Here is a 25,377-nt window from a genome sequence, read left to right as displayed (position 1 = left end):
TTCAGAATAGGGTTACACAGGAAAAGGTGCGCAACAAGCAGGTGCACTGTGTAAGGAACCAAGCATACAAAGGGCTAATCTCATTGATTGGGATAGGGCCCTTTTTTGTTGTGAAGAGGGTATGTTGCCCGTATACTAATAGTAAGGTTTCATAGCCATGGAGTTCATTCATAGTCCCATAGTCCGAACGAAAAGAGGAGCAGGATGAATAAACAATTGTTGAACATGAATGGAATTGTTACTGTACTCAACACGCCCTTTACCGAGGAGGACACCATCGATGTGTTGTCACTTCGAACCAATGTAAATGTGGCCTTGGATTCCGGAGTCGCCGGGTTCCTTATTCCCGCTATGGCTAGTGAGGTAGGCAAGCTAAGCGACCTTGAAAGAAAACTGCTGGTTGAAACGGTAGTTAAAGAAGTGAAAGGAAAAGTACACGTCATTGGAGGTGCTTCGGCACAGACGAGTGAGCAGCGAATTGGTTATGCCAGGCAATTAATTCAACTGGGCTGTGAGGGCGTGCTGGTAAGCATTCCTTATGACAACGATCAGCAATATGAACAGAGTGTCAGGGAAATTGCCGATTTACAACCGAATTTTTTGATGCTCCAGGATTGGGACTTTCAAGGCTATGGTCTGCCCGTACCTTTAATTATTAAGTTGTTTAAAGAAATTGACGTTTTTCGAAGCTTGAAAATAGAAGTTGTTCCAGCCGGAGTTAAATATTCGCAGGTGATCGAGGCGACAGGCGGGCAATTGCATGTAGCAGGAGGCTGGGCTGTCAGCCAGCTCATCGAAGGTCTGGATCGAGGTGTACACGCTTTCATGCCTACGGGAATGCACGAAATTTACGTGAAGATCTATTCCTTATACCATCAGGGTGAGAGAGAGGCGGCCAAGGACTTATTTAATCGGCTGCTGCCGGTATTATCCTTTGCTAATCAGCACCTCGATATTTCGATTCATTTTTTTAAGCATCTGCTATTTGAACAACGTATATATAAGACAAGGCGGGTTCGCCAGCCGATATTGCCATTTGATGCTTACCACGAAGCCATATCCCAAGAGCTGACCGATTATGTAATCAAGCTTACCAAGGAGTCAACTAATTAACCGTCGGTTTATAAAATGGTCCTCCGACAATTCGCATACATAGCGTAACAGATCCATGAACCTGGCGGAGAACCTTCCCCAGGTTTTCTTTAATTTCTTTTTATTGTAATTAGAGCTGGAGACAGCCTATAATAAGTGTATGAAATCGATTACATTAGAGAGAAAAGGGGGGATGTCTATGTACCGAGTCAAGCTGCCCAATACCCAAAATAAGCTTTTTCTAAAGATTCTGCTATATTTCCTTTCCCTATTAATTCCAATCGTAATTATCGGATTGATCGTATTTTTTAATGTGGATCAACTGATTAAAAAGGAAGTTTCAGAGAAGCTTGTTGTCAATCTGAAGTCATCTTCCAAAACGATTGATGTTTACTTAGGCATGGCCCAATCGACCAACAATAATTTACTTATCAGCGATGTCGTGAGTCAAACGATCAAACCGTATTCGGTTCTTACCGATCAGGAAAAAGCGAGCTTACCTTTTATTGTGCGAGCGATAGCGGCGAACCAGAATATGGTGAGTTCTTTCATAGATAACATATTTTTGTATATAGACGATGAAAAGGTGTATACCAGTGAAGGTGCGATCAATTTCGAGACATTTTTTGATAAATCGTATCATCTGGACGCTTACAATAAAGAGTTCTGGAGACAAAGAATTCAGCAGAGCGGTTTTTTTGAGCTGCTGCCGCCAAGTATGGTTTCCCGTTATGCGGAAAGCTCGAATAAGATGGTCATTCCAAGCGTAACGACGCAATATCTCAATGGTAAGCTGGCTGCTATGGTCACGATGATATCGGTACAGTCGATTATGACAACCTTGACTAACAACTCACTGTTCCCCTCGACGGCCTATGTCATTATAGATAAAAATAATCATACACTATTAAACGGCGGCGCGTGGAATGAAGGCACGATTCAGCAAATCAGGAGCCTCTTTGAGCAGGGACCCGTCCAGACGGTATATGCCAAGGTCGACCAAACCCAGTCGATGATTGTGCGGATTTCATCAGACACGTACGGATGGGACTATTATTCCATCACGCCAACGCATTCCTTTAACAATGAATCATCGAGTATTCTCAGCCTGATTTGGTGGATCTGTATCAGCTTGGTGGTGATTGGGATCTTATTTTCATTCCGCTTTAGCGTCAACATCTATAATCCGATCAAAAATATAAGAGATATTTTGCTGCAAAGTGAAAAAGGTAGCCAAATCGGCAGCGGACGAGATGAATTTCAGGTGATAGGAAGTCGTATTCACCAGCTGGTGCAGCAAAACTATGATACAAACCAGAAGCTGAGCATGTATTCGAACGAGCTGCTGGATCAATTTTTCTCCAGTCTGATCAAGGGCAACCCTTGGACGCAAAAAAAACCGATGAAGCAAATGATCGAGGAGATCGGGTTTCAGAGCGGGACCTACTTATGCTGCTGCTTCCTCTTTCAATACAAGGAGCGATTTTATCACGATATCGTAGAAGCAGACCGGCTTATGATTATCGAGAAGATGAAAAAGGTTCTACAGGGTATTATGCAGCAGTATGTGAATAGCTACTTGATGGAGCACGATCAGAATTTGTACGTCTGTGTCGTTAACCTCAAGCAGGATAGTGAACGAGCTTCACTCAACCGGGCTTTGGAGACGATTAAGCAAACCTTTGAATACGATATGATCTACTGCGAGCTTATTATTGGTCTCGGTAAGCCATACAGTAAGGTTAATGACGTTAAAAAATCGTATAGTGATGCCGTTACGGCCATGCAAAGCTCAAGAAATTCGGAAATGTCGATTATGGATGCCACCGATTTGGCGATTGAGCAAAACTACTATTATTCATTTTTGGATGAAAATAAAGTGGTGAACGCTCTGAAATCAGGCGATCTGGAGCTGCTTATTACCGAAGTGGAGGGGCTCATCCGCATCAATCAGGAACGAGGTGTCTCCTACACCTATCTGGGTGCTTTGTTGGTTGAGCTATTCAATACAGGCAATCGTTATTTAACGGAAAGACAGGTGAGCACGTATTCGCTGCTGACAGAGGAGGATTATACGGCGCTGACCGACAAAAATATGTCACCCTACGAGCTGGCAGATCGAACACGGCGATTGTTCATTTTTTATGAGCAAATTATTACCGAAACGGTCGTGAAGCCGGAGCGCAAAGCGGTAACCGTCATCTCGTTGATCACGAGCCATATCGAAAACAATTACGCCAAAGATTTATATCTGGAAAGTATTGCTGATGAAATAGGTCTCTCGTCCAAATATATTTCCCGCATTTTCAAAGAAATCACAGGTACAAGTATTACGGATTATATCAGCTTGATTCGGATGTCCAAAGCGAAAGAAATGTTACTGAATACAGATCTGAAAATCGGCGATATCGCCCAGCAGATTGGAATCGAGAGCCGCACCACCTTTTTGCGCATTTTCAAAAAACACGAAGGTATATCCCCCATGGATTACCGGAATGCCCATTATCGCAAGGATGCCTGAACAGAGGCCATGCTCCAGGCTTAAAGCGACTTTTTAGTTCATAGGGGAAAAATGAATCATCGAACCTGAGGAGGAATAACGGCTTACGTTATTCCCTTTTGGTTATATTCAAAGGCAGTCTGCAGCCCTTATGCTGAAAGTGTCAACAAGCGAGTACAGGATGTTCAGGCCTACGAAGTTATTTTTTGCGAAAAAACTAAGGAGGAAGACACATGCAAAAGGGAAAAAAGGGATATGTAGGGGCGGGCTGTGCGGTTGCTTTATTAGGAGGTCTGCTAGCAGGCTGCGGGGATACAGCGAAACCAGCCGAGGTGGCCAAACCAGCGGAAACGGCAAAGCCAGCAGAAGCGGCCAAACCGGCGGATAGCGGCAAGCCTCTCGTTTTATCATGGATGAGATATGAGCATCCGTCTCAGGCATTGGTATCCGATTCACAGGCTGTTCAGGAAATTTTGAAAAAGAAAAATGTAAAGCTGGAATTACAGAGTACACCTCAAAGCAATTATGATGATAAAAAGAAAACCTTGATCGCCACGAACAGTATTCCGGACGTTATTATGGTGAAGCAGGATGATCTGTCCAACTTTGCAGATTCAGGTATTTTTCTGGATTTGACACCTTATCTGGAGAAGATGCCGAATTTCAAAAAAATTCTCCAAGAGCACCCGGAAATTAACAAAAACAAATTTGACGGCAAGCTGTTTGGCTTTCCTTTGGTGCAAAAATGGGCGGTTCAGGCAGGTCAGGTACCGATGATCCGTGTTGATTTATTGACCAAGCTGAATTTGAAGGCGCCTACAACCTACGAGGAGCTTTATACGGTGTTAAAGAAATTTAAAGAAGCCTATCCGGACACGTTCCCTTTCACAAGCCGCGCCGCGAATGGTCTGACCGGAACAGAAAATCTGCTCAATCCGATTGCTTTTGGATTTGGCAGCGGTTACACGAATATTAATGGCACAAAGGTATACTATGATCCGAAGCTGAAGCAATACAAATTTGGCCCGGCGATGCCTGAATTTAAAGATGCGGTGACGTATCTTCATAAGCTGTATAAGGAAAAGCTGCTGGACCCTGACTATGCAACAGCCACATCGCAAATTTGGCAGGAGAAGCTAAGCTCAGGCAAGTCCTTGTTCTTCCAGGACAATAATGGATTTGCAACAAATTTCAACCTCGCTCTGCAAAAGAAGGAGCCTGAAGCCAAGTTTGACCTGCTGCCTACGATGGAGAGCGACAAGGGAGTTAAACGGAATGCCGTGTACCAATTAGACCATCTGGGTGAATCCTATGCGATCAGTGCCAAAATCAAAAATCCGGATCAAGTGATCCAATTTATCGATTGGATGTACAGCGATGAAGGCATGAAGCTGACGAGCTGGGGCGTAGAGAACACCGACTACACCTTCGCGAATAACGTGTACAAAATTTCCGATGCTACGCTGAATAAATTTAAAGATAAGCCGGATCCTTACCGTGCTATGGCATCTGCGCTTGGCCTAGGTTATTTGGGCATGGGTTTGTATGCGGATGACAATCCGAGTATTGCGTCACAGCCTAAGGAATTCATTGAATGGGGAGATAAGAACCTGAAGGATTTAACCGATGGTCTTGCCTTCAGACAGTCGTTCGATCCTCCGTTTAACAAGGATGAGCGGGAGAAATTAAAACAATTGAGAACACAATTGGATGCCTTTATGACCCAAAATATGGATAAATATATTATGACCGATGGGGCTTTGAACGATTGGGATAACTTTATCAAGCAATGTAAGGATAAAGGGGCCAGCGATATCGAAAAAATTTATAATGATGCTCTAGCCAGAGTGAAATAAGGAGCTGATCTAGAGGGAGCCAAGTCTCAGGTTACGGGCCTTGGTTCCTTCTACTTTCTAAATAAAGGAGTGGATTGTTATATCAACTGTGATCGATCACCAGAAGCTGCCGCCCCAGCGCGTCGCCGTCCGCAAAAATAGATGGACAGGAATCCTCAAGAAGCTGAATAAAAGCAAGTTTCTTTATACGATGTTTGCGCTCCCGTTCGTCTATTTTCTGATTTTTCATTATGCGCCGATGGTTGGCAATTTAATGGCTTTTCAGGAATACTCGATTATGAAGGGCTTCTTCGCCAGTCCGTGGGCGGGAACGAAATATTTTCAGCAGTTTTTGACAGATCCTTATTTTTGGAAGGTTGTCCGCAACACGTTAATGATCAATGTCTACTCGTTGATTTTTTATTTCCCGGCACCCATCATATTTGCGATCTTGATGAACGAGCTCCGAGTTCAGCTATTTAAAAGAGTGATTCAAACTGTCACGTATGTGCCGCACTTTTTATCTACGGTAGTCGTAGCGGGCATGCTGGTTAATTTCTTGTCAACAACCGGATTGATCAATCAGATTACTCATATGTTCGGTATGGAGGCCAAGACCTTCATGTCGCTGCCGGAATGGTTCCGGACGATTTTTATCAGCTCGGAAATATGGCAGGGCATGGGCTGGAATTCGATTATTTATTTGGCTGCTCTGGCTTCCATTGATCCGCTGCTCTATGAAGCGGCAACGATTGATGGTGCTAATCGGTGGCATAAAATTCGGCATATCACGCTTCCGGGCATTTCTACTGTGGCCACGATTTTATTCTTGCTAACGATCGGTCACATGTTATCCGTAGGCTTTGAGAAAATTATTTTGTTATATAGCGGTCCTACTTATGAAACAGCCGATGTGATCCAATCCTTCGTATACCGAAGAGGACTCATAGACGCAGACTTTAGCTTTGCAGCGGCAGTTGGTATTTTTCAATCGGTGCTATCGTTGGTGCTTATTGTGTCGGCTAACAGCATTTCGAAAAAAGTGAATGGAACCCGTTTATTTTAACCCATTTGAGCCCGTTCGGGTATTTAGATCAGGAGGTGCAGCCGATGAGCTTGAAGAAGTATAGTCTTTTTGATGTAGTGAATGTGATGATCATGCTACTGGTCATTGCTGTCACGGTGTATCCTTTGTATTATATGGGAATTGTTTCCATAAGCTCAGGGTTATCTGTGCAAAGAGGGGACGTCTTCCTCTACCCGATTGAGCTTACGTTGAAGGCTTACAGCGTCGTGTTGGACGATCCTTCCATACTGCGTGCATATGGCAACACCTTGTTGTACACGTGCCTGGGTGTGTGTGTGAATTTGATCATGACGACACTTTGTGCCTATCCCTTGTCGAGAAACCATTTGTATGGCAAAGCGCTGCTGTCCTTCTTCGTCGTGTTCACGATGTTTTTTGATGGTGGGTTGATTCCAAGATATATGGTTGTCCATTCGCTTGGGATGGTTAATTCGATCTGGGCTATCTTGATTCCTACAGCGATCAATGTGTTTAACATGATTCTGATGAGAACCTTTTTTGCGGAAATTCCCGATGCGCTCCATGAATCGGCTACTGTAGATGGGGCCAGTGAATGGCGGATCTTGCTGCAGGTTGTGCTGCCGCTGTCGATGCCGGTGATGGCCACAATGTTCATTTTTTATGCGGTGGCGCACTGGAACAGCTTTTTCCCCGCTTTAATTTACTTGAATGAGAAGCAGCTGTACCCGCTGCAAATTATTGTGCGAAACATCGTTATTCAAGGCGACATGTCCTCGCAAACGACGGAGATGGGAGCAGGAGAAAATAGCTCCGTTATGGCCCAAAATGTGAAGTATGCGGTCGTGTTCATTGCGATTTTGCCAATTCTGGTTGTGTACCCCTTTGTGCAAAAATATTTTATTCAGGGGGCTATGCTGGGAGCAGTTAAAGGATAAACTCATTAGACAATGCAGCTAACGCGTGCCGATACGCAATCGGCGCGTTATTTGCGTTTAACGGGAGACAGCGCCTCGTGACATGCATGGATGACTTACTTCTGTATTTTGGTATCGAATTTTCATGCAACTTGTCGCAATCTGTTGGTAAATTTGCACTATTTCACCATAGAAAAGAGGAAAGAAGCAACTTGCTAGCGAATATACTAGTGTAAGGCACTAATGAACGATAATTAGGAAGGCAAGAGGGGTGGTGTATAAAATGGAATTATGGTCGATCTGGCTCATCATTGGCGGGGTACTGCTGGTTGTGGAGATGCTGACATTCACATTTTACTTGCTTTGGCTTGGACTCGGCGCGGTTGTGGCTGCTGCTGTGGCTTGGATAGCTCCTGATGCATTTGTGCTGCAAATATTGGCAGGTTGTCTGACAGCACTTATTCTTACCTTTTTTACGAAACCGCTCACACGCCGCTTTCGTGCATCGAGAGGATTTAAGGACGTTATTGACGAGATGATTGGCAAGCAGGGAATTGTGCTGGAGACGATCGAACCAGGCAAGCATGGGATTGTGAAGGTAGGCAATGAAACCTGGAGTGCTTCTTCAAATGAACAGCTGTTAAAGGATGAAATTGTCATTGTTGTCGAGCGTGGTAATACAATAATAGAGGTTCAAAAATGGGGAGGTATTTCTTAATGGGTGCTACTGTTGCTATCATTATCTTGATTCTTGTCATTGTATTTGTTGCATTAACGGTAAAAATCGTACCGCAGCAGCGTGTTGCCGTTGTAGAGAGACTTGGGAAATATAACCGACTGTTGACGCCAGGACTGAATATTTTGATCCCGATTGTCGATCAGGTACGTGTGCATCACGATTTACGTGTACAGCAGGCGAATGTTCCACCGCAAACGGTGATTACGAAGGATAATGTTCAGGTGAAGATCGATACGATCATCTTTTATCAGGTGGTTGGTCCTGAGCAGGCTACGTATGGAATTTCGGATTATGTGTATGGGGTTCGTAATATTAGCACAGCGACCATGAGACAGATTATCGGTAAGCTGGAGCTGGATGAAACCTTATCCGGACGTGAGAAAATATCCAGCGAAATTCGGATCGCGCTTGATGAAGCAACGGAAAAATGGGGCGTGCGTATCGAGCGTGTCGAAGTTATCGATATTCAACCGCCGCTTGATATTCAAGAGTCGATGGACAAACAGATGAAGGCAGAACGTAGTAAACGTGCGATTGTTCTGGAAGCGGAAGCTGCCAAGCAGGATATGATTCTACGGGCAGAAGGTGACAAGCAGGGGAAAATCCTCAAGGCTGAAGGGGATAAGGAAGCTAGAATTCGTCAAGCCGAGGGTTTGCGCCAAGCTCAGGAGCTTGAGGCATTAGGGCAGGCAAAGGCGATCCAGGCGATTGCCGAAGCGGAGAAAAATCGGATTGAGCTGCTGCGTTCAGCAGGACTTGACGAGAACGTGCTTGCGTACCGTTCTTTAGAGACGTTGAGCGAGATCTCCAAGGGACCTGCCAACAAAATATTCATTCCTACCAAAGCTATTGAAACGCTCGGAAGTATTGGGGCGATTGGGGAAATTTTTAGAGCCAAAGAGTAACTGGATTCACAGCACAAGATGAAGCATAATTAGGTAGAATGAAGCAAAAGAGGGCTGTATCTTAATGAGATGCGGCCCTTTTTGTTGAAATCTTTGCATTTTAAGCTATCACGTTGAATCGTATTCAAAATTTCGCTGGAGGTAGTTTATATGGCAAATCCTAAACGTGCGGTGAATAAAGAGCGGAGCGGCCAAATGATCCCGGAGAAGCGTCAGCGCTCGCCTTTGTTTCCGTATTTTTACCGCAAAATAACTTATAAAATGAATAAAAATACGGAAACAACAGCGATCGTAGGGATATTTGGCCGTGCAGTGGGACTTATTCGCCGCACTTCGAAGGATTTAAAGCTGAGTGCAAGTGAGGTGTGCTGTCTATGAGAGTCGGTTCTGCACGAGCTGCTGCGACTGATTGGGTCCTGCAGCATGCCAGTCGGGAGGAAGGATTCCGAGGTGCGTATTTCAGTGGTTCGACGATCGGATTGTCAGATGATTCAGAGCTGCCGGCGGCCTCCGATATAGACGTGGTGATCGTCAGCGCACAGGATGAGCCTCCACTTAAGCTGGGGAAGTTCATCTACCGCGGTACGTTATTAGAGGCTACATATTTGTCCTGGAAGCAATTCGCTTCGGTTGAGGAGGTTCTGACGTCCTATCATCTGGCAGGCAGCTTTCGGATGGATACGATCATAGCCGATCCTACAGGACATTTGCGCAGCTTGCAAACAGAGGTTTCCCGCCATTTTGCTGAACGGATATGGGTGCGACGTCGATGCGAGAACGTTCGGCAAAAGATCGAGCATGGACTGCGGACCATCGACATCACGGCTCCGCTGCATGACCAGGTGACGTCCTGGTTATTTCCGACAGGCGTGACGACACATGTCCTGCTGGTGGCTGCCCTTCGTAATCCCACTGTGCGGCTGCGCTATCTTGCCGCGCGCAAAGTACTTATTGATTACGGTCATGATGATCTTTACCTGGAGCTGCTGCATTTGCTTGGCTGCGCTCACCTGACACCTGAACGTGTTGAGCATCATCTCACTGAGCTAGAACAAACCTTCGACGCCGCTGCGGCCGTGGCCCAAACACCGTTCTTCTTCAGCACCGACATCACCGCCACGACGCGATCAGTCGCAATTGACGGAAGCCGTGAGCTGATACAGGCCGGTAATCATCGCGAAGCGGTCTTCTGGATCGTCGCGACCTTTGCCCGCTGCCACAAGATTCTGGCTGCAGACGCCCCGCCGGAACTGTTGGATGCACACCGTCCAGCGTTTAATGCGATCATCAGCGACCTCGGCATCACTTCTACGGATGCGCTTCTCCGCCGTGCCAAGGATGTGATCGAGTTCTTACCTCGACTTTGGGACACCACAGAGGCAATTCTGTTAGCGAACCCGGACATCGTGGCAGAACAATAATTACTCAAGTCTTTTTCCCATAATAACCAAATCTCTTTCCATGCCATCCAAATTAGCAATCCGCGGCATATACCCCCATTGTTCAAACTGGAACTTGCGGAGAAGCGCCAGACTCGCCTCGTTATGTGCGAATACAAAACCGACTAAAGTATGTAGATGGAGTCTTGGGGCCTCCTCAATCGCTTTTGCGATTAACAGGCCACCGAGCCCCTTCGACCTGTAAGACTCCGCGATGTAGACACTGATTTCCGCCGTTGCGTTATAGGCAGGCCTGCCATAAAAAGACTGATAGCTCAGCCACGCGACAATTTGATCCTCATGCTTCACCACCCATAATGGTCTGAAATCGGGAGAATGCTCCTCAAACCATGGAAGTCTGCTTTCCACAGTCACTGGCTCCAAATCTGCGGTTACCTGTCTTCCGGCTATGGTTGAGTTATATATGTCGATAATGGTATTCAAATCCTCAAGCTTTGCGTCCACGATCTGGTATTCATTGTGCATGTGTAGACCTCCAATTGTCCAAACCGATAATGATCATTCGAGGGCTTCCTGCCGTTCAATTGCACAATCAGCTGTAAGGCGCTGACAAAACTGTTCCAGGTAATATTGGTCCGTTTCCGTGAACCGGGCTTCTACAGGACTGTCGATGTCAAGCACACCTATAAGCGTGTTATGGCGGAACAAGGGAATGACGAGCTCTGACCTTGAAGCTGCATCACACGCAATATGGCCCGGAAACAGATGGACATCGTCCACACGCTGGGTGCGTTGGTGTGCAACAGCGGTTCCGCAGACTCCCTTGCCGTAGGCAATGCGGGTGCAGGCAGGCAAGCCCTGGAACGGTCCGAGAACCAGTGTGTTAGCGTCATTCAGCAAATAGAAGCCGACCCAGTTGATGGTTTCCAGAAATTGACCGAGAAGAGCGGAGGCGTTAGCGAGATTGGCTATAAGGTCCGGCTCGTCTTCAATTAAAGCATCCAATTGGCGCAGCAGCAGGGTGTACCGTTCCTCCGGACTCCCTTCGTAATGCTTGGGTTGAAACATGAAATCAACCTCCTAAAAGATTTGTTATTGTTATGTTACGAACTTCCGTACTTCTTTTTCCAATTTGCCATCCATTCTATAAAAGTTATACCGGTGACTTCCTCCAGAGTTTTGCCGTCTATCGAGTAAGGCGCACCTGCCCGCATCATGGCTCCATGATCATCAGGAAATGAAGTGCCACCGATCACCTTACCTTCACAGAGCATGATCGAAACCTTTGTGTTCGAGTGGTATATCTTTTCCAATGGATGGTTGGCGACTGTAAATCCGTATACGGTTATCGTTTTTCCGAAATATGGATCAGGATCAAGCTTTTGAACCCCCCAGGCCTGTTGATAGGGCGTCGATTCCATGGGCCCGGATAGTTTAGCTTTTTCTAACGTATAAGTATCGATTACACCGTTACTTTTCATAATGGCATAACCTTGTGCCTTGACGTAGGCTGCGGCTGTTGTTTCATCAACGGTCATCTCTTTGTTACATCCATTTAGTATTAGCGTCAATAGACCAACGAGCAGTAACATCCTATACAATCTCCACATGCTCTCTTATCACCCCAGGCTCGCGATTTCTGACTCTGCACAGGTTGTGATTATTTCTCGCCGTCCTCATCCTTGCGTCCATCCTGGTTTGTATCACTGCTGCGGCTAATGGATTTCTTGAGCTCCGGCCCTTCCAGCTTTGTGGCGGCTTCCTTGGATGGAGCAGCTTCGTTGAAGGCATACAAGGTTTGAATCGATTGCAAATCCTTATTCGAAACCGTCGTGGCGATGATTTCACGTTCACCGAGATACCGCCGGATTTTGCCTACTAGGTGGTCGAGCAAATCGTCCGCTTTATGCATGCTGGTCACAAATCGCGGCCCTGCCAGATTGCCCGAACCGGAGCTTGCCTGTGTGCTTGTGACCAATCGGGTGACCAACAGCCAGGGACTGAAGGAGGTGCGGACGACTGTGTTCTCGCTTCGCGTTGAATCGGTGATCGCCATGCCTACGGACAGCTTGGATTCGGTATAGGTGCCTTCACCCTGGAAATGAATCAGGTAGCTTGTAAAATGCATTTCCGCCCAGTAGAGGTGGGCAAGAGTCTGAGCCGCGCTGCCGAATATCCACAGTAAAAGCGGAAAATAGATCCCGTCAAACAAGCGGCTCCAAACCAGGCCATCGATATACTGACGATTGAGAAAAAATAACAATACCGCAGACAGCACAACCAGCGCATGTCCAGCTATCGCTATGTAGAGCCGCAGCTGTTGAAACAATGGGGGATAAGCAATCTCCTCATATACAGGCTGAGTTTCCTGAATAGTGTCGCCGACGAAGCTGCCTTTATCCATACTGCCTTCCATATTCAGGTTCGGGCTGAGCTCACGGTAAACCCGATTCGGAAATTCCTTATACCGCAGATTGGCAAGCTCCATATCTAGCGATCTGAAAAAATCCTTGGGGTGTACATTTTCCTGCCAATGCTCGCGGAACTCCGATATTTCGGTCATTGGCTCATACAGCTCGGAGCGGAATTTGGCCAAGACGATGCTCGCGGCTGCAAGGAGCGGCATGATCAGATAAAGCGCAACCAGATGCAAAACTGGATGAAAAGGCGCATCCGGAAATTCAATGCCTTGTCGAAGGGCCAGCTCTCCTGCGGCGGGAACGAGAATACTAAGGACAATCACCCATATGATACTGCCCTTACTTCCTAATAAACGGAAGCTGTTCGTATGCTTGGCCGAGAGCTTGTTGAACAGCCACAGCAGCAACAAACAAACGGACAGCCCAATTCCCAGCCAGCTGCTGAAGGATGATTGGGACAATTGGGTAAGACCCAGTGAGCCCGACAGCAGCGCCAGCCAGTAAAAAAGTAAGGCGATCAAGGAATAACCCGTATTTTGAATAAGGACATGCATGAAATTGCGCATGGAATAAGGCAAAAAGATCATTTTCGGAAATATACTGTAGATCATTCGATCCAGCATTGTGGTAGGCTCCCGAAACGTAATATTTTTCCTTCCGGTTAGCATTTGATCCAGCTCTTCAGGCTGGTAAACCAGATTAGCTTCAAAGACATGCTTTTCACTTCGTGCCACATTGCGGCTAATGCTGGACGGAATACCCCGGCCGACATAGAAGCGGAAAATCTGCATCAAACCCTTGGTTGCATAAGCGACGCCGCCAGCAAGCAAAATCAGGCAAATAACCAGATTCATCCATCCTGCAGCCTGACCGCTTTCTACCATTTGATTGCGCAAAGCAAAAAGCGACAGTACGCCTAACAGGAGGATTATCGTACCGCTTGCGAGATAAAGAAGGCCCTCCCGTTTAAACGGATTTTTAATTTGCGGATCGTTAGAGCCATATTGAAATGTCATAGGTTTTCCTCGCTTTTCCACATTGTACCTGATTGGGAATCACTCACAATATACCGTTTATACCCTTGCGTTGTCTACCCGAATCAGCATTTTTGCTCAAGCAAATATATAAGCAGCACTTCGCAGCGAAGCTGGATTATGAGTACTACATGCCTCCAGAACAATTTGCCTGCTTCATTCAATTCCGAACATTTTTAAGTATACCTTCAGCAAAAATTCAGCAAGCATTCAATTTAAAAATCGATACCTATAATGTGGGTTTTCTAAAAAAACTAATTCACACGGTCAGCCCACATTTGACAGCAGGTTGATGCTTTACAGTAAACTTCATTTTTGCATAGAGAGGGGGAAATCGGATGAGTATATCATCAGTATCGCAAAGCAGCACCTATTCATATTCAACAAGTACGAGTGACAGCACTAACCTTGAGAAGCAAATTACAAAGCTGGAGCAACAAATAAAAGACGAAAACGCAAGCAAGGACGATACGAAAACCAAGCAGGCAAAGGTACAGCAATATCAGCAGCAGATTCAACAAATAGAAGCTCAAATTGCCCAAAAGAAATCGAACTCGAGCAGTGGCAGCCAAGCCGAAACAAATACAAAGGATATTGCAAACAATAATAGTAATAATAAGAACATCAATAACAGCACGAATCCTGATAGCAGCATAGATATTCGTATTTAAGCTTAGCCGGTCTGTCCAATCATGATTAATATGGGCAAAAGGTTTCCTTGTTCGACCCATCAGGCCTTCCTCCTACTTTGGTAGGGGGATTTTTTTGCTTTGAAATCTGCTTTTTGTCTCATGGTAAGCACAACCACTTAACGCTGTATTCACGGCATGGTACAATAGTCTAAAGGACAGGTGAGACCGATGAGCGACAAAAAAGCGAAGATGAAAATATCAGAGCTAAAAAGCAAGCTGAATCAGCTGTCAAAGCAGGAAATGATGAAGCTTTTGGTGGAAAGCTATAAGAGAAGTGAAGAGGTTCAGGAGTATTTGGGCTCCAAGCTGAAGGAAGGTCCGGTCATTCTGACGATTTTCCCTAATGAGGATCATAAAGAAAGCACAAGCGTCGTACAACTGAACGTATGGAAAGAATGGATGGAAATTCCAGCTAATATCCGTGAGGCTATCGTCGAAAATGTCTGGTGCGGAAAGTGCGCCAAAGCTGTTCTCATTCGTGATTATACTATATATAGTGAACGATCCGGTCTGGTTCTTAAAGGGGCCTGCGCGGAATGCGGGGGACAGGTTGCGCGGGTTGTGGATTAACAAAAAAACGCCCTGGGATCTGGGCGTTTGAGCTTTACTCGATGTATGGATTGCTGCGGATGGGTAAAGCTCCTGAAGCTGACAAGGGACTGAGTGGATAAAAGGTCAGGCCCTGGCATTTGGTACAGGTATTGCTGTAGCAATCGGCCATTTCTTCCATCTTCTCGCTGCACGTATCACAACATTTGGCGGGTAACGATTCATAAAACTCGGTTGTACGCATTAACATGCGATTCACTCCCTTTGTTCATGATACTTCTACTATAACACGAAAGAAAGATTGAATGTAAGCGCTTCAAAAACTATTTTCCAATTTGTCGAATAAGCGGAACCAATGATATACTATCGCTGATGAATACACGCTGAAGTTGTCGAAAGCCCCTATATTCCTACAGCTGTGTTAGAGGAGAGCCTGATGAAACTGATCATTTTTATCATCCTGATGCTGATGTACCCGCTATTTTTGCGATTGATTCATATTTCCGATTTGCGAGTCATTCCTCTGGTTGCCCCTTACGCATTGGGCGTGTTATCGCTCGTTGTTATGATTTCGGGAATCATTGAATTTATCGCTAAAAAAATACGGGACAAGCAGTAGGCACAGGCTGCACCATTGACAAATCATTTATAAATGTCATAATGAATATATCGAATTGAATATAAGGAGAGGGCGTTATGACAGAAGAGAACGCTTCAAGCTATACAGCTGGAAAATATCGCACGCCGGACGGTGCGCCTGCAGATATCGTTATTTTCACAATAACGGCTGCGCATACCAATCGTACAACCAAGTCGCTGCCCAAGCGGGAGTTGAAGGTGCTGCTGATCAAGCGCAAGCTTTGGCCCTTCGAGGGGATGTGGGCGCTGCCTGGGGGCTTCTCGAATGACAAGGAATCGATGTATGAGACGGGAAGACGGGAGCTGGAAGAAGAGACGGGTATCAGGGATGTCCATATGGAGTATTTTAACGTGTATAGCAAGCCGGGGCGTGATCCGCGGGGGTGGATTATTTCACATGCTTTTTTTGCTCTCGTGCACGAGGATTTTCTGGCTCAGCGCAAAGCCGCCGATGATGCGGCAGATGTAGGGCTGTTTACAGTCAATGAGCTGGGGCGACCTGGACTTGAGCTTGCTTTTGACCATCAGCAGATTATTCAGGACGCTGTGGAACAGATTCGCAGCAAAATGCTGCTCACCTCGATTGCCAAAGAGTTTCTTCCCGACGAGTTCACGCTCAGCGAGCTGTATCAGGTGATTCAAACGGTTGTACCTGATTTTGAGGAGGCCAATTTTATTCGTAAAATGAAATCGACCCAGAGCCGCAGCGGCGTATTGGAGCCTGTGCTGGATACTAAGGGAGAACCTAAGAAGTCCAATGAGTTTTCACAGCGAGCCGCACAGCTGTATCGATTCACAGGAAGCATGCCAAGGCTTTCCTTATACAGCTAGTTCATGGATGTGAGCTGTTTCCGTGTCCAACCAAAGCCCTCCGAATTCCGTATGCCGCAAACAGCCCCTACTTCTCATCGAAGCAGAGGCTGTTTGTATCAGGGTATGAAAAGAATTACGCCGTAACGTGCTTGCGTTCTGCGATATAGCAAGCTATTCCCAATATTAGAGCCAGCCCTACGAGCACGGCACCAACCCAAGGGAGGGATGTTATAGCCAGATGAGTAATAACCCATCCTCCAATGAAAGCACCAGCTGCATTTCCCAGATTACCAGCTGAATGACTGGAGGTAGAGGCAAGCGCTGGCGCCGCCTGTGCAAGACTCATAACCCGTACTTGCAGCCCTGGAAACACAGCGAAGGAAGCAGCTCCCCACAGAAAGATGGTCAATACAGCAGCTGTTGGACTATAGATGGTAAAGGTGAAGAGGGTAAGGAGGACACATATCGTAAAGTAAAGTCCTAAGACGGAGGGCATCAGTTTCCAATCTGCAAGTTTTCCTCCGACGATGTTGCCAAGGGTCACTCCACAGCCGAATAGGATTAATATCCAAGTTACACTATGCTCGGCAAAACCGGTGACTTGCGTAAGCAGTGGCGTAATATAAGTAAATACGCTGAATAAGCCGGCGTTGCCCAGTGCTCCGATCAGCAGGTATAGAAGCAGCTTAGGCCTGATAAGTGATCTAATTTGCAGGAAGACACTAGCTGGTTTGTCTTGCCGGATTTGTGGTATGAAGATAAGGATACCAATCAAGGCTATGACTCCCATGATAGCAATTGCACCAAATGAAGATCGCCACCCCATATGTTGACCGATAAATGTCCCCAGCGGAACACCAATAATATTTGCAATGGTTAGACCAGCCATCATAATGGATACGGCCCCGGCACGTTTGTCAGGACGTACAAGATTGGAGGCGATAACAGCTCCAACACCAAAGAATGTCCCATGCGTCAATGCGGTTATTATGCGGGCTCCCATCATAATAGCATAGCTGGGAGCGAAAACTGAGATTCCGTTGCCGAGAATAAATAAAACCATAAGCAGGCATAATAGTTTCTTTTGCGGGATTCGGTGGGTGAGTACGGTCAATATAGGGGCACCGATTGCTACTCCAAGGGCATACATGGTTATGAGTTGCCCTGCAGATGCGATGCTGACCTGCAAATCCTCTGCTACATTAGGAAGAAGACCCATGATGACAAATTCAGTCATTCCAATGGCAAAGGCACCAACGGTAAGAGAAAGTATAGAGATGGGGAACGTTCCTTTGGCTGCTTGTTCCTTGGTAACTCGTTGAGATAATTCCATGATGTCAATATCAACCTTTCTGCGGTGAATAATAAAGCTCCAATCGTAATCCTGCAGTACCTATCAAAAGACCTGTTTCATATTATTAAATTTTTTGAGAGTATAAGCAAGATATTTCTTATAAAGAAAAAGTAAATTGTACAACGGTATTGGCTGTATTCAATATATATGGTAATTGGGGCTAGCGTTAGTTACAGGTTATTGACTTGAAGCAGGTTAAACCTCGCTTGAACTGGCAAATTCATTTATAGTAGTATTATTGGTAAAGTGGAGCTGCGGGATGTAGTTAAGCTTGTAAATTTGACCAAATAACCGGCTGATGGCTGCTGCCTGGGTCGTAAGAATGGAACGTGCATCATGAAAGAAGATCAGTATAATCCTGATAATGTAACGAACAGCATGACACTAAGCTACGTGTATATGTACAATTGCCACGAAGAAGAAGCGCAGCTCTGTCAGTTGGAGCTGCGTTCTTTGTTCGGAGACGGCGAATATAGCCTAAATCACCAAGAGCCTAACCTTGGCACTCATTATGTGGTCAGCTCTATTGGTATGGACCCAAGTCGGAGTCCATTTATCAAGCAGCGGCTTGCAGTGAGCTTCGTGGAGGATACGGTTCAAGCTCTTGCATCCACCGTGAATGCTATAGAGCTGCAGGGTGCAACCTTCAAGGTGGTTTTTGCAGCTGTCGACAAGTCTTTACCTTATAACGAGCAGAGGCAGATAGAGCGTGAAGTGGGAGCGGGAATACGTGGAAAGGCCGAGATGCGTAGTCCCGACAGGTTATTTGGAATTACTTGTTTGGATGGACGTTGGCTGTTTGGTGAGTGCAAGACCAATGAAGCCATTTGGCTCAAGCATAATTCCAAGCCGCAGCAGTACTCAACGGCACTCAGTACACGTATGGCACGCGCAGTTGCCAATATCGCAGTACCCTTTCCTGAGGGGATCACGGCTATTGATCCGTGCTGCGGCATCGGGACTGTCCTGATCGAGGCACTATCTATGGGTATTCATATGATTGGAACGGATATCAATCCGCTTGCTGTGCGGGGAGCGCGGATGAATCTCGCCCATTTTGGATTTCCGGATGTCGTCGCTCTCCAGGATATGCGTATGTTAACTGGAAGCTACGATGCGGCAGTACTGGATATGCCTTATAATCTATGCTCGGTCCTATCGCCAGCAGATCAGCTAGCTATGCTTGAAAGTCTACGGGGTCTTACGTCGAAAGCCGTTATCGTCACAACTGAAACGATCGATGCGCTTGTTATTCAAGCCGGATTTATGATCTCCGACCGCTGTGAAGTAAGAAAGGGCAGCTTTTCCAGACAGGTGCTGGTTTGTCATTAGTTTATGTTCGTTTCTGGCTCGAAAATTTGAGCTGCCCATTGAAGTGCTGACACCGGAGGAAATGGAGTGCCGCTGGCCTGGGCTTGCCGTCCCGAGTGGATTTAGAGGTCTGTATGAGCACCTCAAGCCATTTTCACTTTCTAGACCTGTTCTGTTATGAAGATGCCGCGATTTTAACAATATCTTTATATAGCCCGAATCTTCTATTGAAACTCGACTGCTATGATGAATAAGCTATGGAGGTTTTGTATTCATTAGCGATATCATAGGATAGTTCAATAGGAGGCTCGACGTGAATGGTTGAGAAGAAAACATCGCGGAAGGTAATTGGGCTGCTCACAGCTCTGCTGATCATGAATCCAATTGTCGGTGATTTTGTAAGCAACGACAAGGCTTATGCTGCGGAGGCGGGGTATGTAGTGATCAGCGATATTTACAGCTACGGGGGGAATTCGGCTTCGGACAAACCATCTGTTTTCAAAAACGATTATGTAGAATTATATAATCCTACTGATCAGGACGTGAACTTCGGAGCAGACACGTGGTCGCTGCAATACGCAGGTAAAAATAAGACCAACTGGAAAAAAGTCGATTTGGGTATGACCATTCCGGCGCACGGTTATTATTTGGTTAAGCTCGGACAGGAAGCGGCTAACTTTGGTGCGGATTTGCCTACACCTGACGCCGTGGATACAACCATAAACATGGATAAAGACAATGGAAAGATCGCTCTGGTCAAGAATCAATCGACGATTGCTGTTAATGATCCGCGTTCGACCTTGGACAGCTCGGTTTTAGTCGATCTTGTATTTGATTATGGAAGCTTGTCCTACAAAAAAAGCTACAAAAGAAAAGCTTACAACCCGTTAAATACTTCGGCTGGCTTGAAACCATCCACCAACCCAGGATTGGGAAATGGCTGGGACACGGATGCGGACACGGTTGAGACTGACTTTGAAATTGTAGATCCGGTGAACAAGGATATACCACCCCGCAACAGCAGCAGCCCCAAGGAGCCCATGATCAAAGGCACAGCGAACACTGGAGCCAACATGGTGATGATGGACAGCTTGACCACGATCAGTGCGGCCAACGCCACATTTATAATCAACGTAACAACAGGCACAGTGAAAGCAGGTCCGCTGACCCCGATTAACGATTACATCATTAATAATTTGCCGGCCGGACTTACGAGCAGCGCGGTTGGGGATACTGCGGCGAAAACTATCACTTTCACAATAGCAGGAACGGCTAACACCAATGTCTCAGCTGATCAAGCATTATCGGTCATTCTGAAGCCTACTGCTGTGACGGCAGGTGCTTACAGCAGCTCTACCAGTATTGACGGCGTGACACTTTCTCATTATACCCCGAAAATAAAAGGCACTGTAAGCACGGATGATGCGGATACGGCTATGCGAACAGTGACCGAGGTAGATCCGAACAACAATACGTTTACGATCGCTTTACAGGTGGGGAATGTGAAAAACGGAGACTTGAGCGTAACGGATTATACATATGCACCAACGCTTCCTTCAGGTCTGAGTATTAAAGCCAAAGGCGACAGCAACGCGAATACGGTGACCTTTACGGTGTATAATTCGGCCACGAGTCCTGTTACCGAAAGCGTGAATTTGAGTGTAATTATCAAAGCCTCAGCCGTTACCAGCGGAGCTACAGCGGATTCAGATGCCATTAACGGTATCACGCTGCTTCGACCATCCGCTGTACTAAGCAAGGACGAGGCCAGAAAGCAATTTTTGCTGCAGGAAATCAAGAAGCGCAATGCTTTCATTCATGATATGGCTACGAAAGAATACAAATATGCGGCAATGTCCAAATCAGCCTTCAGCTTTTACCGTGCGACCAGCGGATTATTTTACAAGGATTTAGGCGGTGTTATTCCGGTTCCTGCGGATTGGAGCCAGCTCAGCAACATCAACACCTGGATATCCGGTGATTTTCACATTCAAAATGTCGGCTATTTTGATAACAATGAAGGATATGCCATATTTGACCTGAACGATATGGACGAGTCCTACATAGCTCCTTTTTACTGGGATCTGATTCGTTCAACAGCCAGCATTTATTTGGCTCGTTTTGATGATAAATTTTATATAACCACTACGCTGGATGACAGCACGACCAGACAAATTGCCAAAAACTATCTGGATGCCTATATCCAAATACTGAATGGCGTGAACGGCAATAATAACGAGAAAAGTGCCGAGCTTACCTCTGACAAGCTGAGCGGATTTACAAAGAAGTTAATGGATGATTTTGTAAAAACGACAGTAAAATCGCAGCTGGATAAAGCAGCGCCATTGACCTCGTCAACTCCAGCTACGCGTAATTTTGATTACAGCAAGACAGACAAATATATTCAGGCCAAGGGCGCTGATTTGAAGGATATTACAGACAATTGGTCTTTCTATGTCAACAGCGTTCAATCCTTTGCAGCAGGGCAGTCGAGCGATTATTTCAAGATCAAGGATGTTGCCTTGCGTATTAACCAAGGGTTAGGAAGCCTCGGTGTGAAACGTTATAACGTTCTCATCGAAGGACCGACAGCCAGCAACGATGATGATATTATTTTGGATGTCAAGGAACAGGGCAAGCCGGGTTTCATAGATAGTCCGCTGTTCCAATCTTCAACATATGATGCGTTCAATGGTAAGGATGCGGAGCGATCCAGATTGGCTTATCAAGGGATGTTGACCAAGCCTGATTATCATTTGGGCACACTTCAAGGTGCTGACCATAACTATCTGATTCGAAAAATTTCGCCTTATAAAGGTGACTATACGGATTCCAAATTTACGAGTCAGGCAGATTTTGAAAATTATTTAACTTATGCCGCTCAGGCACTCGCGAATGCACATGCCCGCTCGGATAATGATTATCCTGCTGGCCACGTGCCTTACAGCTTTGAAGAGAGTGTCGTGAACAATGTTTATGCTGGAAGCAAATGGGACAGCTTCAGGACCAGTCTCGTTAATTTGGGTGAGGATTACTATAGACAGGTTGTCTCGGATTATAATCTGGTCAAGGCCGAATTGGCAGCCGGAGCTTTAGTGGATATAGCCGATCTTGGCAGTTTAACAGTAAGTAACGGCACACTAACGCCTGCTTTTGCCGTAAATACTATGAATTACACGGTATCTGTACCAGCCGGGACATCGGCAGTAGATGTAAATGCTGCTTTATTGGATTCCAAAGCTTCCATGACGGTCAACGGCGATTTATATGCCAGCAATACTGACAAGCGAATCGATTTGACCAACGATACGACTTCCATAGCTGTCAAAGTAACGGCAAGAGATATGACAACGACCCAAACCTATAACATTACCGTAAATCGAGGGACAGCACCCGTTGATCCGACACCTGTTGATCCTGTGCTTAGCAGCAATGCTAACCTGAACGGGATAATCGTGAATGATATCGTGCTTACTCCGGAATTTGCGTCAGACACGACAAGCTATACGGGTTATGCAGGGAAAATGCGGCAGGCTGTAATAACAGCAGCAGCTGCAGATGCGAAAGCAGCCATTCTTATTAACGGCATTGCCGCAGCAAGCGGTACTCCAAGTACTGTTGCATTAAATGTAGGTGCGAATGAAATCAAGGTTCAAGTAACCGCGCAGGATGGGACGATTCAGGTGTACACAGTGACACTGACCCGAATTAATGATAATAACAATTCAAACAGCAGCAGCGGTACGGGGGGAACAGGAACAGGTAGCGGAGCTGGATCGACCGGATCGGAAACACCAGGTGACAGCGCTGGGCCAACCGTCTCTGAAGCGGTTCTTCTTGGTGAAGGTGCTGTCAAAGAAAGCAAAGAAACAACAGCTGATGGTACAATCGCTACCCGACTGACGGTGGATTCGCTCAAGCTGACACAGGCTCTGGAATCACTGAAAAAAGAGGAAGCAGGCAGCCCTCAAGTTGTGATTGAATTCAAAGGTAATGACCCGATCGCGATGGTGGAGCTTCCGGCTGCAGCACTTATGGAGGCCCTTAAATCGGTACCGAATGCAGTGATCACAGTGAAATCTGAGCTTGCCAGCTATAGCCTTCCAATCGAAACGATTGATTTTACAGCGGCAGCGCTTCAGCTTGGCGTAGACGCCAAGGATATCAAAGTCACGATAGTTACTGAAAAAGTAACAGGTGCGGCCTTAACACAAATCGTGAATACGGCGACAAGAGATGGGATGACGGTAGTAGGGGCACCAATGGACTTTAAGGTCATCTTGGAGGCTAACGGTAAGCAGGTGGATGCCTCATTATCCAATCATTACGTGGCAAGAACGATTTCAACCGGACAAGCTATAGATGCCGCTCATACAACGGCGGTTCGGGTGGAAGCGGACGGGAGCTTCAGCTTTATCCCTTCGAGATTTACCGATAATCAGGCGATTATTTTAAGCCCAAGCAATAGTGTGTATGCTATTGTACAAACGAATAACAAGTTTACTGACATTGACGGTCATTGGGCCAAAGCGGATATTCAGCTGCTGGGCTCCAAGCTGATCGTTGACGGTGTCTCGGCGCAAAGCTTTGCTCCCGACATGAACATCACGAGAGCACAATTTGCCGCACTGCTGATTCGTTCCTTGGGATTAAGCGAAAATCGTGAGGCGAATCGCTTCACGGATGTACCAAGTAATAATTGGTCAGCTGGTGCTGTTGGCGCAGCCTCCAAGGCTGGATTGATAGACGGCTTCGAGGATGGCAGCTTCCGTCCTGCCGATCCGGTCACACGCCAGCAAATGGTTGTTATGATTGCACGTGCGATGAAGGCATCAGGTCAGACAGCTTTGATCGAATTGAAGACAGACACGGCTCTGGCGTCATTCAAGGACCAGGCATCCATTCAAGCTTGGGCACAGCCTGCCGCGGCTCAGGCCGTAGCCGCAGGTATCATCCAGGGGATGACTGCCGACGCTTTTGTACCTGACAGCCAGGCAACAAGAGCTCAAGCGACTACGATGCTGAAGCGCTTGCTGCAGAAGCTGCAATTTATCGATTAACCGCAAACTATCATTATCCATTACAGGCAAACCCGCTTTATGCTGCTTTCCTTGCATGCATGAAGCGGGTTTTTCTGTCTTTATCATAAGCAGGTCGATTAGAGAACAGCTGGATTGGTTATTAAAAGGTATAGCAAAATCTCAGTATGACTGCGGCTGGATGGACATATACTGCTAGCAGAGGCTGTACGACAAGCCGGAGCCTGTGATATTGCTGATTAAGCAGGATTCAAGGTAGGATACAAATCATCGTAAGGGGGATTATTATGACAAATACAGCCCTGAGATGGCTTAACGTCATAGCTTTAACTGCTGTGCTGTATGTGAACTGGCTGGCGAATGCGCTTCCAATTAACGGTTTGACAACGGGACAGGTTTCCGCGATGTTTCCAGTCCAGATCACACCAGCGCCATATGCATTTATGATCTGGGGTTTAATCTATGCTTTTCTTGTGGGTTATGTGATTGTTCAATTGCTCCCAGCTAAACGTGAGCATGAGGAGATTAAACGAATAGGACCATGGTTTATCATCAGCTGCCTGTTCAACATCGCCTGGATTCTCATATGGCAGTATCTGTTTACGACGGCTTCGATATTTGCAATGCTTGGGCTGTTAATTTCATTGATTGCCATCTACACGATGACAAGACCTAATGGCTGGTCCGCTGATAACATAATACGATGGTTCGTCCAGGTTCCCTTCAGTATTTATCTGGGTTGGATTTCCGTTGCGACGATCGTGAATGCTGCGGCGGTACTGTACAATCTGAAATGGAACGGGCTGGGGTTGTCAGGTACGACGTGGACTGTCATTCTTATCTTGCTCGCAGTGCTATTGAATCTTATTATCGGTACAAGCTACCGTGATCCTGCGTTTACGGCAGTAGGTGTGTGGGCTTTGATCGCTATCGGGGTTGCCAATACAAATGACAGTGTCATTATGTATAGCGCATGGGGGTCGGCGGCACTATTGTTGATATTGACACTTTGGCTGATAGCAGGCAAGGATGGATTTATCCGTCATCACGAGCGTGCTCACATATAGTTAGGATACTTCAGCACAAGAGGGAG

At 46.2% G+C, this 25,377-nt stretch carries 22 protein-coding genes; 16 read left to right on the top strand and 6 right to left on the bottom strand.

Annotated elements, in window-relative coordinates; translation table 11 throughout:
- The first annotated feature begins 204 nt into the window (after nucleotides 1–204).
- The 9 genes from NST47_RS32205 (at nucleotide 205) to NST47_RS32165 (ending at nucleotide 10,454) form a co-directional block, all read left to right on the top strand.
- A complete protein-coding gene (locus NST47_RS32205) occupies nucleotides 205–1,113 on the top strand; it encodes a dihydrodipicolinate synthase family protein (RefSeq protein ID WP_341158785.1) in 909 nt (302 codons plus the stop codon).
- A gap of 178 nt (nucleotides 1,114–1,291) precedes the next feature.
- Nucleotides 1,292–3,613 (top strand): helix-turn-helix domain-containing protein, encoded by a 2,322-nt coding sequence (locus tag NST47_RS32200; protein ID WP_341158784.1) that lies wholly within the window; start codon nucleotides 1,292–1,294, stop codon nucleotides 3,611–3,613.
- Nucleotides 3,614–3,825: 212 nt separating this feature from the next.
- Complete coding sequence (locus tag NST47_RS32195) at nucleotides 3,826–5,448, top strand: extracellular solute-binding protein (protein ID WP_341158783.1); 1,623 nt, start codon at nucleotides 3,826–3,828, stop codon at nucleotides 5,446–5,448.
- 88 nt (nucleotides 5,449–5,536) lie between these two features.
- On the top strand, nucleotides 5,537–6,493 hold the full coding sequence (locus NST47_RS32190) for an ABC transporter permease (RefSeq protein ID WP_341158782.1): 957 nt from the start codon (nucleotides 5,537–5,539) through the stop codon (nucleotides 6,491–6,493).
- A 44-nt stretch (nucleotides 6,494–6,537) separates the two neighbouring features.
- Nucleotides 6,538–7,410 (top strand): carbohydrate ABC transporter permease, encoded by an 873-nt coding sequence (locus NST47_RS32185; protein ID WP_341158781.1) that lies wholly within the window; start codon nucleotides 6,538–6,540, stop codon nucleotides 7,408–7,410.
- Between the two features lie 262 nt (nucleotides 7,411–7,672).
- Nucleotides 7,673–8,107 (top strand): NfeD family protein, encoded by a 435-nt coding sequence (locus NST47_RS32180; protein ID WP_240418222.1) that lies wholly within the window; start codon nucleotides 7,673–7,675, stop codon nucleotides 8,105–8,107.
- Entirely contained in the window at nucleotides 8,107–9,033 is a 927-nt protein-coding gene (locus tag NST47_RS32175) for an SPFH domain-containing protein (protein WP_445667424.1), read from the top strand. The genes NST47_RS32180 and NST47_RS32175 overlap by 1 nt, the downstream gene beginning before the upstream one ends.
- Before the next feature lie 150 nt (nucleotides 9,034–9,183).
- A complete protein-coding gene (locus NST47_RS32170; protein ID WP_341158779.1) occupies nucleotides 9,184–9,411 on the top strand; it encodes a hypothetical protein in 228 nt (75 codons plus the stop codon).
- Nucleotides 9,408–10,454 (top strand): hypothetical protein, encoded by a 1,047-nt coding sequence (locus NST47_RS32165; protein WP_341158778.1) that lies wholly within the window; start codon nucleotides 9,408–9,410, stop codon nucleotides 10,452–10,454. Before NST47_RS32170 ends, NST47_RS32165 begins: the two co-directional genes overlap by 4 nt.
- Here the strand turns inward: NST47_RS32165 and NST47_RS32160 are convergent, their stop codons facing one another.
- The 4 genes from NST47_RS32160 to NST47_RS32145 all read right to left on the bottom strand — a co-directional run bounded on the left by NST47_RS32160 (nucleotide 10,455) and on the right by NST47_RS32145 (nucleotide 13,869).
- The gene (locus NST47_RS32160) at nucleotides 10,455–10,958 is read right to left on the bottom strand and encodes a GNAT family N-acetyltransferase (RefSeq protein ID WP_341158777.1); all 504 of its coding nucleotides are present in this window, start codon (nucleotides 10,956–10,958) and stop codon (nucleotides 10,455–10,457) included. It abuts the gene before it with no gap.
- A 33-nt stretch (nucleotides 10,959–10,991) separates the two neighbouring features.
- On the bottom strand, nucleotides 10,992–11,501 hold the full coding sequence (locus tag NST47_RS32155) for a GAF domain-containing protein (RefSeq protein WP_341158776.1): 510 nt from the start codon (nucleotides 11,499–11,501) through the stop codon (nucleotides 10,992–10,994).
- A gap of 35 nt (nucleotides 11,502–11,536) precedes the next feature.
- Nucleotides 11,537–12,025 carry a hypothetical protein gene (locus NST47_RS32150; RefSeq protein WP_341158775.1) on the bottom strand — a complete coding sequence of 163 codons (489 nt, stop codon included), beginning with the start codon at nucleotides 12,023–12,025 and terminating at the stop codon, nucleotides 11,537–11,539.
- Nucleotides 12,026–12,093: 68 nt separating this feature from the next.
- The gene (locus tag NST47_RS32145; protein ID WP_341158774.1) at nucleotides 12,094–13,869 is read right to left on the bottom strand and encodes a hypothetical protein; all 1,776 of its coding nucleotides are present in this window, start codon (nucleotides 13,867–13,869) and stop codon (nucleotides 12,094–12,096) included.
- Between the two features lie 356 nt (nucleotides 13,870–14,225).
- On the opposite strand from NST47_RS32145, the gene NST47_RS32140 reads away from it, so the two are divergent.
- A complete protein-coding gene (locus tag NST47_RS32140; protein ID WP_341158773.1) occupies nucleotides 14,226–14,558 on the top strand; it encodes a FlxA-like family protein in 333 nt (110 codons plus the stop codon).
- 189 nt (nucleotides 14,559–14,747) lie between these two features.
- Nucleotides 14,748–15,149: a hypothetical protein gene (locus NST47_RS32135; RefSeq protein ID WP_076233270.1), complete on the top strand. Its 402-nt coding sequence runs from the start codon at nucleotides 14,748–14,750 to the stop codon at nucleotides 15,147–15,149.
- A 34-nt stretch (nucleotides 15,150–15,183) separates the two neighbouring features.
- Here NST47_RS32135 and yhfH read toward each other — a convergent pair whose 3' ends face one another.
- Entirely contained in the window at nucleotides 15,184–15,378 is a 195-nt protein-coding gene (yhfH, locus tag NST47_RS32130) for a protein YhfH (protein WP_341158772.1), read from the bottom strand.
- Between the two features lie 186 nt (nucleotides 15,379–15,564).
- On the opposite strand from yhfH, the gene NST47_RS32125 reads away from it, so the two are divergent.
- Both NST47_RS32125 and NST47_RS32120 read left to right on the top strand, forming a co-directional pair.
- Nucleotides 15,565–15,747: a hypothetical protein gene (locus NST47_RS32125; protein ID WP_076233272.1), complete on the top strand. Its 183-nt coding sequence runs from the start codon at nucleotides 15,565–15,567 to the stop codon at nucleotides 15,745–15,747.
- Nucleotides 15,748–15,824: 77 nt separating this feature from the next.
- Nucleotides 15,825–16,598 carry an NUDIX domain-containing protein gene (locus tag NST47_RS32120; protein WP_341158771.1) on the top strand — a complete coding sequence of 258 codons (774 nt, stop codon included), beginning with the start codon at nucleotides 15,825–15,827 and terminating at the stop codon, nucleotides 16,596–16,598.
- A gap of 115 nt (nucleotides 16,599–16,713) precedes the next feature.
- On the opposite strand, the gene NST47_RS32115 is transcribed toward NST47_RS32120, so the two are convergent.
- Nucleotides 16,714–17,913, bottom strand: coding sequence for an MFS transporter (locus NST47_RS32115; protein WP_341158770.1), 1,200 nt, complete (start codon nucleotides 17,911–17,913; stop codon nucleotides 16,714–16,716).
- A gap of 357 nt (nucleotides 17,914–18,270) precedes the next feature.
- On the opposite strand from NST47_RS32115, the gene NST47_RS32110 reads away from it, so the two are divergent.
- The 3 genes from NST47_RS32110 (at nucleotide 18,271) to NST47_RS32100 (ending at nucleotide 25,351) form a co-directional block, all read left to right on the top strand.
- Nucleotides 18,271–19,266 carry an RNA methyltransferase gene (locus tag NST47_RS32110; RefSeq protein ID WP_341158769.1) on the top strand — a complete coding sequence of 332 codons (996 nt, stop codon included), beginning with the start codon at nucleotides 18,271–18,273 and terminating at the stop codon, nucleotides 19,264–19,266.
- Between the two features lie 296 nt (nucleotides 19,267–19,562).
- Nucleotides 19,563–24,305, top strand: a complete 4,743-nt coding sequence (locus tag NST47_RS32105) for a DUF2252 family protein (RefSeq protein WP_341158768.1) — start codon at nucleotides 19,563–19,565, stop codon at nucleotides 24,303–24,305.
- A 266-nt stretch (nucleotides 24,306–24,571) separates the two neighbouring features.
- Nucleotides 24,572–25,351 (top strand): hypothetical protein, encoded by a 780-nt coding sequence (locus NST47_RS32100; RefSeq protein ID WP_341158767.1) that lies wholly within the window; start codon nucleotides 24,572–24,574, stop codon nucleotides 25,349–25,351.
- Nucleotides 25,352–25,377: the final 26 nt, after the last annotated feature.

It is taken from the genome of Paenibacillus sp. FSL H8-0034, from assembly GCF_038000305.1.
GTDB lineage: Bacteria > Bacillota > Bacilli > Paenibacillales > NBRC-103111 > Paenibacillus_S.
This window is presented reverse-complemented; position numbering and strand designations above follow the sequence as displayed.